This window comes from Ohessyouella blattaphilus, from assembly GCF_024721265.1.
GTDB classification, from domain to species: domain Bacteria; phylum Bacillota; class Clostridia; order Lachnospirales; family Lachnospiraceae; genus Aequitasia; species Aequitasia blattaphilus_A.
In genome coordinates, this window is the sequence record NZ_JAMXOC010000039.1 from 1 (window position 1) to 10,850 (window position 10,850).

9 protein-coding genes are annotated in these 10,850 nt (G+C 41.1%); all 9 read right to left on the reverse strand.

Features of this window, described 5'->3' with window-relative positions; genetic code table 11:
• Positions 1–55 precede the first annotated feature (55 nt).
• Positions 56–484 (reverse strand): four helix bundle protein, encoded by a 429-nt coding sequence (locus NHH16_RS14660; protein ID WP_262070345.1) that lies wholly within the window; start codon positions 482–484, stop codon positions 56–58.
• A gap of 127 nt (positions 485–611) precedes the next feature.
• Positions 612–2,867 (reverse strand): Ig-like domain-containing protein, encoded by a 2,256-nt coding sequence (locus NHH16_RS14665; RefSeq protein WP_262070346.1) that lies wholly within the window; start codon positions 2,865–2,867, stop codon positions 612–614.
• Between the two features lie 18 nt (positions 2,868–2,885).
• On the reverse strand, positions 2,886–5,090 hold the full coding sequence (locus NHH16_RS14670; protein WP_262070347.1) for an Ig-like domain-containing protein: 2,205 nt from the start codon (positions 5,088–5,090) through the stop codon (positions 2,886–2,888).
• A 147-nt stretch (positions 5,091–5,237) separates the two neighbouring features.
• Complete coding sequence (locus tag NHH16_RS14675) at positions 5,238–6,122, reverse strand: signal peptidase I (RefSeq protein ID WP_262070348.1); 885 nt, start codon at positions 6,120–6,122, stop codon at positions 5,238–5,240.
• Between the two features lie 20 nt (positions 6,123–6,142).
• Positions 6,143–7,039 (reverse strand): coiled-coil domain-containing protein, encoded by an 897-nt coding sequence (locus tag NHH16_RS14680; RefSeq protein WP_262070349.1) that lies wholly within the window; start codon positions 7,037–7,039, stop codon positions 6,143–6,145.
• On the reverse strand, positions 7,032–7,577 hold the full coding sequence (locus NHH16_RS14685; RefSeq protein ID WP_262070350.1) for a hypothetical protein: 546 nt from the start codon (positions 7,575–7,577) through the stop codon (positions 7,032–7,034). The genes NHH16_RS14680 and NHH16_RS14685 overlap by 8 nt, the downstream gene beginning before the upstream one ends.
• A gap of 20 nt (positions 7,578–7,597) precedes the next feature.
• The gene (locus tag NHH16_RS14690) at positions 7,598–8,308 is read right to left on the reverse strand and encodes a PRC-barrel domain-containing protein (protein ID WP_262070351.1); all 711 of its coding nucleotides are present in this window, start codon (positions 8,306–8,308) and stop codon (positions 7,598–7,600) included.
• A gap of 288 nt (positions 8,309–8,596) precedes the next feature.
• Positions 8,597–9,463 (reverse strand): tyrosine-type recombinase/integrase, encoded by an 867-nt coding sequence (locus NHH16_RS14695; protein ID WP_262070352.1) that lies wholly within the window; start codon positions 9,461–9,463, stop codon positions 8,597–8,599.
• A gap of 269 nt (positions 9,464–9,732) precedes the next feature.
• Complete coding sequence (locus NHH16_RS14700; RefSeq protein WP_262070353.1) at positions 9,733–10,791, reverse strand: type IV secretory system conjugative DNA transfer family protein; 1,059 nt, start codon at positions 10,789–10,791, stop codon at positions 9,733–9,735.
• Between the last annotated feature and the right edge of the window lie 59 nt (positions 10,792–10,850).

A 10,850-nucleotide genomic window follows, 5' to 3' on the forward strand; every position in this document is an offset into this window, starting at 1 on the left:
TTTTAAGGCAGCTCACAAAACACAATTATTTATGCTTTGTGAGCCACTTTAAAACCTATAACCCACACTGATTTTTCATTGCCTTTAAGTACCGACTTTTATCACTATTCATCCATGCTCCAAGTAAGTTTTGGCAATCGTATACTTCTTTTGTGATAATTGCGTATTGCTTCATTGTCAGGCAATTACTCTCCTGAGAAATCTGCGCCATATAACCTAGTAACCGCAGAGCTGTTAGTGCCTTTCTCTGATATCCCACTCGTGCCTGATAGCGTCTCTCTATACCATCTCCGCCAAGGAATAAATCGTTGGCGCGATAAATACTCTCGATAATCTCAAGGCATAAGTTTTGCAACCGACTGACGAAGGTAAAACGAAACCTTTTTGGAGACTTTTCCGTCACTGTCATTACATATGAGCACAAATCTTTGGCTTTGGTTATAATAGTTAACTCACTCTTTTGCATAGTTGTCTTTACTGTCATCTTATTCTTCCTTCTAGAAATTTCCAATCGCCCGCCTTGCGGCGGGGCGATTGGTCTTTCTTTTGTTTTACGTATTCTCTTTCACATCCTCGCTGATTTATGATTTGAAGATATTAAGAGTAATGATTTATGGTAACTTAATCCATAAAGCCGGCCGAACGCCGAAATCAGCATAATACAAGTCGCCAGAGTCGCGGTAAAGAGCGCCCGAGCAGCCCACACCCGTGGCATTACCTGAATTACCACCCGGGGAGCGCAGCCAAGTGCATTGTGCATGGCGACTTGTGTCTTTATCAACACTGCCACACTCTCCCTTGCTCAAGCCACTTGCTGTTACATTTCCGTTATACCCTGCTTGCACATATGACTTTCCTTTTAAGTATTTATTTGCCTCTTGATAACTAAGAGCAAAACAAGTTTTATTACCATTCTCGCTTACCGCTGATAATCCGCCTGCCGCATCATACGCTGGAGTATTATTTATAAAATTAGACGGTTGAGCTACTGCTGTTATTCTTTTTGTTGTCTTATCCCCTGCGACTACTAAATCATTATCCTTACCCACTAAATCTGTGCTATAGAACTTCTCTATCTCTGTTCTTAACTCACTGTTTGCATAGACGTTGCTACTTGCGGCAAAACGATGTGCTCCTATAAGATATTTCGTTGTGACTAACGCATTGCCATTACCATCTTTCCCGATAATAATCCAATCCCATCCGCTAGCCGAAAATTCTTCACCAACTTCTCCTGTAACATCACTCCAGTCACCTGTATTTGCTACTACTGTTAGCGTGTATGATGTCGTCACTTCACTATTATCTGCATTCTTTACAGTGGCTGTAATAGTTGCTGTACCTTCTGCTACACCTGTTACTTCACCTGTCTCCGCGTCAACTGCGACGATTGCGCTATCAGAAGTGCTCCAGATAATCGTCTGATTGGTTGCATCATTTGGAAGAATTACTACCGTTGGTGCCGCCTCTTTGTCTCCTACAACAATCTTATTATCTTCTAGACCCTGAATTTGAAGAGATGTCGCCGGAATATCCGTAACAGGTTTTTCTTTTGTCATAGTGCCATCTTCATTGCGATAATAAATCGTATCGGTTGGATGAGGCGCATTCTTATCCTCTGTATTTAGAAGACCATCGCCATTACCACCATCTTGCCAGTCATCGCCTATATAATAGCTGATGCCATCCGCATCCGTATGAGGTCCGTAGTAGAAGTGATTATCAATCTCTCTGTTATCAAAGATTGGTTTTACACCATCTGTAGTTGGGTCTTCATCAAGACCTGCACCGGTCATGGCACCAATCTTACCATTAGTACTACTTACTTTGGCGTACACATTTTCACCATAATTCACCCAGTAGTCTGGATTCTCCTTAGTTCCAAAGTTATCCACGTCTTCATCATCTGTAGTGCCTGGCTTAAAGTCATCTCCGCCCCAAATCTTATTCTCCTCGTCTAACGATCCGTCTGGCTTCACTGGAGTAAAGATGTTCTTTGGATTCTCTAGATAGAAACCACCATCTCCGCCCTTTACAGCTGGGATATCATCATCTCCAGTTAATGGGTCATTTTCGTCATAAACATAGTTTTCTGGTTCTATTGAATTTCCATTTTCGTCTACTTCTTCCCAGATGTTTTCTGGATTTCCTACCGGTTTCCAGTACTTGCCATCATCGTCTGGCCCAAGGATTTCATTTTCCGTTAGTTTTCCTACCACTACAGTATAATGAATGCTAATCGCTTGACCATAACAGTCGGTAAACTTACCTATGATGTTGGCTACTCCGCCTTCGGCTACTGCCGTGATAACTCCAGTCTTTTCCTCAACAGTAGCTACAGAGGTATCATCGGAAGTCCAAGTAACAGCGTCCGTAATCACCTTATTATTCATGTCTTTCATGGTAATCGGAACGGTATCAGTTTTGTCTTTTCCTCTTATCTGAGAATAGTTCTTCGTAATCTCATAGGTATAAGGCATAGTTGAGTCATACACCAGTGCATTGGTACTACCTAACTGGCCTTCTGTTGTACTACGATAAGCCACAAAGAATCCTGGGCTTCTTGCTAAAAATGTAGCGGTCTCACCTTCATTTGCTTTCACACTGGCGATACTGATGTTACTGCTACCCCAAGTAAATCCCTCTGAGGCTGTAATTGCTAGTTCGCCTTTCTTATTATCCTTAATCCCAGCTACATCCACTCGTAGATTCTCGTTTGCAGGGGCACCACTAGGAGCGGTCGCCGTCCAACTAATTGGTGTGGATGTGAGCGTGGAGCCTATAAGTGCTGCTACGCCTCCGCTTACTGCCATTACGGCTGCTAAGACGAGTGCGGTGGTTTTCTTAAATTTCATTCTATTTCGCATTCTTTATCCTCCCTTCCTTTATTTAGGATCATACATAATTGTGCCTCTATAGCACATACGTACGCTTATGTCTTGGCTTGCCTTCTCGCCTGTTACTGGATCGGTATAGGTTGCTATAACTTTTGCTTCTGGATGGTATCCAGCATTCATGCCGCCCTCAAGGAACTCTGCATATGTCGGCAAGTACCATAGATACACATTTCCATCTTCGATTTTGATAACCTTTGCATCTGTAGAAGTAAACGTCACATTACTTGCATATTCACTCTCTGTTAAGAACTTACTTAGTGGAATCACGCCGTAATTATCAGAAAGTGTGCCAAAGTCCTGAGAACCATTCAGTGGCTCTTCTGTAAAATAAGGAATAATTCCGTAGTTCTGATTATCCGCAATCGTACAACCCTCAGTCATATTTTCTAGTGCGCTATACTTTTCAATCACAGCTTCCGCTAACTTTTCCTCTGGTCTTTTATCTGCTGCGGTTACCGTTACAGAGATTTCTACTTTGGTTCCGTTTGCATCAGTTCCGGTTACCTTGATTGGTTTACCAGCTTCTGTTGGAGCAACACCGGTAATGGTTCCGTCAGCAGCAACTGTTACCTTGCTGGTATCCCCGCTCTTCCATGTAAGATCACTTGGATTTACCGAATTGCCTTTGATATCAGTAAGTGTTGGTGCGCTCTTATCTTCGCCTACACCAACTGTAACTGCGGACGGACTCGCGTTTAGCTCATCTTTTACAGTTACGACAAACTCTACTTTATTTCCGTGCTCGTCTTCACCTGTAATCGTCGAAGTTCCTGGCTTATTCGCTGTTAACTCACCAGTCTCTGGGTCTACAGATACTACGTCTGGATTTGAGCTAGTCCAGTCAACGATTGATACTTCGTTGCCTTCTGCATCTTCTACCTTTGGTGCGTCTGCTACGTCGCCCTTATCCATGTTTTTGGGAGGATTGATTGGCGTTAAGTCTCTATCGTTTGACGTTACCGTTACGGTATATTCCACACTATTTCCGTTTTCATCGGTTCCTGTTACGGTAGCAGTACCTTCTTTTACGCCTGTGATTTCTCCTGTTTTAGGATCAACAGCTAAGGTCTCTGAATCTGAGCTTTCCCAAGTAACTGTTACTTTATTTCCTTCGCCATCGGTTACCGTTGGCGCGGGTGCTTTATCGCCTACCGGCAAAGTTGTAGTCGCTCCCGCTGCTTCTAGATTCGAACCTGAAAGTTCATTTAACATGTCTTTCGCATTGCCACTGGCTTCTATACTCGTTTGACCAGGCGTACTTCCAGACTTGATTTCGTTTCCTTTATCATTTACCGAAGATGTCATCTGACCCTTCGGATTAGTAGTGATTTCTCTCACACCATCACTACCAGGTCCTGTCCATGCACCTAAGTCGTCACGGTCTACGTATTCCATCGTGGCATTAATAGCATAGAAGTAGGTTTCATTTTCTGGTAAGCTTACGCTGTCTAATAAAAGACCAGTCGCATTCCCTGGATTTAGAGGTTGTGACCAATAAGCGTAGCCATCTACGTCATAAACCCAACCAGTAAAGGTTGCTTTTTGGGCATCTGATTTTGCTGCGTATTCTTTCATAGTAATCACTTCCGCTGTTGGAGTGGCTTTTAGTGCGGTAGTGGCACCTTTCATGTCAACAATAGTAGACCCTGACTTAGCACTTCCAAGGGCATCCGCTACTAGCTGATCATTGGCTTTTCTAGCGGCGGCTACTTGATCTGCATCCATATCTTCGGTAATCTCTGTCCATCCTGATGTACCGTCATTCGCCCCAACAATTGAGTTGTACCCATAAACGGACTTATTTCCCATAGTCCACTGAAACGCATCGTCATAGGCATCGTGGAAGCCATTCTCACAATCTGCAACCTTTCCACTTGCGGGGATATGTGTGCTCCAGCTATGACCATCCTCTGCTGTTGTCGCATCCTTTCTAAGATACTCCTCCAGTTTCACTCTCACATAGATACTGGTATCTCCTGTGTTTTCTACATAGATGTTTTTATCCCCTGTTTCAGAATTAAAGTCATCATGCAAGTTCCCACCGGGATTTTTGATATCATCTACTTTTTCATTACTGAACTCATTCCTAGCACTTGATACTGCTTGCCAGGCGAAAGTTCCGGCGACTAGAACAGCCGCAGCGCACCCTAAAGCCGTAATGCTTGTGAGCGCTCGTCTTTTTCTTTCTTTCATTGTGCATCCTCCTATTTTTTACTCTTGTTACCTTATTTATCTAAAAAGCAATCCCTCTTACTCTACTTATTAATCTTTTAATTTCTCCCTCCCATTCTCTATTCTGCTAATAGTTGTCTCTTGGTCTTCCTAGTAGGGTTTTGCTTTTTATTCTGGTTTCGTATAGCGTTCCTTAAACGCTTTCAGTTTTTCAATTATTTTTTTGACAGATTCTCTAATTGGTTTCTTATGAGGATCATCGGCTTCTTTAAATTCTGGAATTTCTTCTGCCTCTTCGTTAGTACTCTTCTTTCGAAGCTTGACAAAAAGCTTAAGGAAAAAGGAAAAGACTACTAAAGATAAAAATACCGCTAAGATAGCCCATAGATTTCCCCCTAGCCAGCTCAGCCAGCTACCAAGTTTAGGAATCCCTTTTACTACTTTGCCAATCACGTTATCGGCTAAGACTACACCTGTATCTTTATTGGCGTTCTCTGTCCCTTTCGTAACAAAGGCCCGTTTACCACTTCCCTCATAGTTTTCTTCGATTTCCACAATTCGGTGAGTGATAATATTCGTAGAATCACGTCCAAAAGTAATATCATCTCCTACCACCAAGTCATTTACGGATACCTGCTTAATGAGTAATAAACTTCCCCTTGGATAGACACTTTCCATGGATGTAGAAAGCACTTCTCGGAACTGATATCCACCAAAAGTCTGCGTTCCCATGGCACCTCTTGAGAAGAGCACTGCACAGATAACCATCGCAACCATGGCAAAGTAAAAAATGATATCAGATACCAAAGATGCCCTTGAAAGCTTTTCTTTATCTTCTTTCTCTTTATCCTCTTTTTCCTCTGCCTTTATAGGCGCTTCTGACAGGCTACCTTCCTTCACTTCGATTGCCGGAGCTGGTGAAGCCTTTTCATCTTTTTCGTCTTTTTCGTCTTTTGTCTCTTTCGCTTCCTTTTCTACAGAGGAAACTTCTTTCTCTGTTTTAGGGTACTGAGCCCGGAAACTCGCTTCTATTTCTTCTAAACTCTTTGCCACTGGGCTTCCCCTCCCTTTCTCTATCTGTGTTCATCAAAGACCACTTCTGATTCCAAATTCTCTTCTGTCAGTTTTGCATAGTCCTTACTGGCTTTATTGATGAGCCCTCTAATCTCCATTAATTCCTCTTTAGCTGCCGAAAGGATTTGGCTCACCCTTGCACTTGCCTCTTCTTCTGCACTCTTTGCCTTTTCTCTAGCATCTTGAATAAGTGTTAGGGCTTGCCCCTTTGCTTCTGTCATTAGCTTTTCAGCTTCTTCTTTAGAGGTCTTATTCCGGGAGTCCATTTCTGCTTGCACATCCTCTACATATGCCTCTGTCATTTCACTAGCGCGTTCCACTAGGCTAATAATCTCCTCAGCCCTTGGATCTTTCACTAGAACCACTTCGTCTTCTTTTTCTTTCAACTTCCGTTCAAGGTCTAGTACCCGGTTTTGGTAAGAAACTAATTGCTCGTTTGCACTTGCTATCTCAGCGTCTTTTCTGTCTAGGTCAGCTAGTAACTCAGCCTTTTCACTTTCTCTTTTAAGTAGTACTTCTTGCTGTACTCTTAATTCTTCTTCTTTCTCTTCTAAGAGTTCTTCTTGCTTATGAAGCTTTTCTGAAATTTCCTCGCTAGCGCCCTCTGAAACCGTTTGCTTTTCTTCGAGTTCTTCCATGGTTTCTTTTAGGCTGTTTTTCACCTCTGCTAGTTCAGCTTCCCGAGTCTTTAGTTCTTGTTCCAACTTCTGTTTATCTCTAAAAGAAATTTCCCGTTCTTGTTTTAGCTGACGTCTACACCCTTCTTCTTCCTCACACAAATCGGAATAGACCTTTTGAAGCGTTTCTATATAAGTATCCACTTCTTCTACAAGATAGTTTTTTCCGCCTCTTACTTTGGTGAATCCCGGTACTGCAACTTTTCCTTCATTACTCATTGTTAACTTCCTCCCTAATAGATATGTCCTCAAAGCGTCTCGTTACACTATTACTTGAACGAGAACGCTCATCTTCTCTTAAAACATTTAATAGTTCAGAAGAAATGGTACGAATACTTAAAATCGTCTTTTGTTTTGCTTTTTCCACCTCTTCAACGTTTAGAACTGCTGCTTCGTGAATCAGCTTCGCTTCCTCTCTTGCTCGTTCCACAATCTGTTTGGCCGAAAGCTCTGCTGATACAAGTGCGGAGGCAATAGCCTCACTGTAAGAGTTATCTTCTGGAAGCGTAGTCTTCTCCATTTCTAAGGCTTTCTTTTCACGCTGCAGAGTCTCTGCTATCTTTCCCAGATTGGTCGCTTTTTGTTCCCATTTCTGTTGAGCTTCTTTAAGAGCTTCGTTTTCCTTCTTTAACTCCCGATTGAGTGCTTGCTCGCACTCTAGCTCTTTGAGAAGATTCTTGTATTCTGCACCTAGTGCTTTGATATATTCATCAACGGGTTCTTTTTGATACCCTCTCCTTGCTTCTTCAAACTGCATCTACACACTCTCTTTCTCTATTACTCCGCTGCGTACATAGCGATATTTAGAAGAAGGTCATGACGTTCCGCTTCTTGCATCAATTCTTCGGTAATCACTGTTCCTTGTTTCGCCTGAAAAGTACCATCCTCACTTGTAACAGTTTTTCCTACCTTTAATCCCAAATAAGAATGATTATTTGCCTTCTTCGACTCCTCTTCTGATTTCACAACTTTTCCCTCTAGAGACTCAAGGCTAATATCTTCCTTTAACTCTTTTTTCTCAACCTCTTTACCCTTAATCTCTCTTTTATCTAGGTTTACAAATATTCGCCCTGGGCATACCGATAAAATGCTTTCAGCCTTCACCTCTTGTTGGTTGTCTAAAATAAGGCTGAGAATGTTATATTCCTTGTCAAACACTAAGTCTTCTACTTTTCCTAGGCTGGTTCCGCTGGCATCTATCACTTCTACACCAAGTAATAGATAACAATCCTCGAGCATCTTTGGAATGCTCTCGTCTTCAAAAACGCCCTTTAGTACTTTCTCGTCCTGTATTAGAAGATACTGTTCTCCTACGCCAATGATATCGGCGGTATCAATAATCTTAGCCTGCCCTGGATGTCCATTTTCCATTGTTAAATAGACTTTTTTGGTAACCGAATTTAAGAGAACGCCTGTGGCCCTCCCTAGATTGCTTCCCTTTTCAATTTCTACGATTGGTAACGTCAATAAATATGTTGCCTTGTTCATCTTCTCTTATCCTCTCTCTCTTTAATTTGAACAAGCACTTACCCTGTACTCAAAGAATTACAGGGTAAATACAACATAATTATTATTATGTTGTTACATATTTACTTTTATTGATTTTTTAGTGGATTTTATTGGGATAAAATAGAAACGTTGGCTTTTTACTCATATAAACACGACCTCACTTTATGAAATTTTTATTGGACAAACCCATATATATCGCTATATAATGCAGTAGATACTATAGTTTTACGCACTAAAATACAACATAATAATAATTATGTTGTATTTTTATTGGATCGTTCTATTCATTTTTTCTAATTTGCGTATAAAGTTCGTATAGCTTCCTTTCGTATAGATTTTTGTTGTTTCAATACTGTTATGTCCTAAGAATTCAGATAGACCAACAATATCCTTTTCAATCTTATAGTAGCACATTGCAAACATGTGACGCAGGTTGTGAGGAAACGCTTTTTTTAAAGCTATACCAATCCTTTTGCATATCCGTTGTATTTCTCGCCAGAGATTGCTTCTGTCTACTGATTTTCCACTTTTTGTGACAAAAATAGGACCAGATAATACCTTATGGCTTTTGGCATACCGAAGTAGCTTCTTCCTTAAGTCTTTCGTCATAGCAATTGTTCGAACCTTACCCTTGTTATGAATACTTATAACCCCTGACTTTAGCCGCTCTAGAGTTATGTCCGAAAGTTCGCTTACACGAAGCCCCGTACTTCCCAAGGTCTCCAAAATCATTGCTAGCCGCTCTTTTCCCTCTTCCCTAGCCGTGTTTACCATACTTTTGTACTCTTCCACACTTAAGCACTTCTCATCATCTATATACGGAATTTTCTGGATTCTAATTTGCTTTACTCGACACTCTCCTTTAGAAATATAGTAGAGATAATTGTTAACCGCAGCTAGCATTGAATTCACACTACTGCCTTCGTATCCCTTTAGTAGCTCTTCTTTATATTCGACCACCATTGATTTGGTTATTCCACCTAGCGTTTCACATCGTCCATCTAGGAATTTCAAGAACTTTCTTACATCACGTTCATACTTCTCGATGGTCGCTTTACTTTTTTCTTCTTCGCATAGGCTTTCACGATAGAGAACTAGTTTATTCGCGGCAGTTTCCATGTTCCATGTTTCCATTTCATATACCTCCTAAGTCTATTGCACCTTAAGTAGTATAACAAAACTTTAGAAAAATACGAGGACTTTTTGTCCTTATTTGTTCTTATATGGATGGAACATTAACCGTATGTGTATTATGGCAAATGTGTTATGGTTTTTCAATAGAATTGTAACCAATTGGCTTTCTAGTGTAACGAATATCTTTTTCTTGGCTGTATTTAGAGAAAAAAATAAAACCGCCACTATAAAGCAGTGACGGTTTTATTTTTTAACTTCGTGACAAATTGTCACGAAGTCAATATCTGTTCATAGGCCCTTCGATATATTTCCATATCACGAAGAGGCAAGCAAAAATAAGCCTTTATCTGCTTTTCATTTAGCCCCGCCTCCAACCCAAGAAATATCTGCTCCAGTTCTTCATCTGATAGCTGATTGGAATATCTCTTAACACATTCAAAAATACTGCCACTTAAATCCCAATTACTCTTATCTAGATACTCTTCTAATCTCTCCTTTCGCTCCTCGCCATTTGCTTTGACGTCTCTTGGAATATCTTCCTTAGGCATATCAATCTTTTGCCCTCTATATAGATTAACGACCTCTTCTTCTGAAAGCTTATGTTTTTTATTCCAATTCAAATAAAGCATCTCTTTATCGTCCATCTGAATAATCTTTACCGACGGATCCGTCTTGGCTTTTTCCTCATAAAAACTCACTTCTTCTTTTGATAGCTTACGAAAAGGACGTTCTCTCCCAGTATGAATGGTGATATATTCCATCTTCTCCTCATCATAAATCGCCTCTACTGGATGAATATAATCCCCTAAGGACTTTGCCTGCTTAAAAGCTTCTGTATCAAAAGGCTTCGCTTTCTGGTCATAGATAGGATATTGGCCCTCGATTAGGATAATACACTCATCTCTAGGCATGCGCTTTACTTCCGCTGGCTCTAAAAGCGATAAACCTGCCTTTCCAAAGTTTAAACTATCTCCTGTATTGCGTCCTCGGTTTAATCCATCTGTCCTAGTATCAATAGTTCGTTTTCCTAAGATTTCGGATATCCATTTATGGGTACTATTCGCCGTGGGACCACTTCCTAGATAACAAACAGTGGCGCAGGTATCAAATAGAGTTTCCCATTTCTCTCCCTGAAACAAGGCTTTTATCTGAGCTACAGATTGCAGGACCGGCACCATATTGATATTTCGCCCTCTAATTACCCCTAATAGTTCGTCTGGGTTACTAGGCTTTGGTCCTGAATAAAACTCATCTGCCATAACCTCTACCTCGATTGGAAGTGGGCCTTTTATCTCATCGTCCGCTACTCGTATTAACGTGTCAAACATTTGTATGAGGTAGGTCGGTTGCGCCTTTCCGAATTACTCCGGTAGGTTTCAACCTTCCC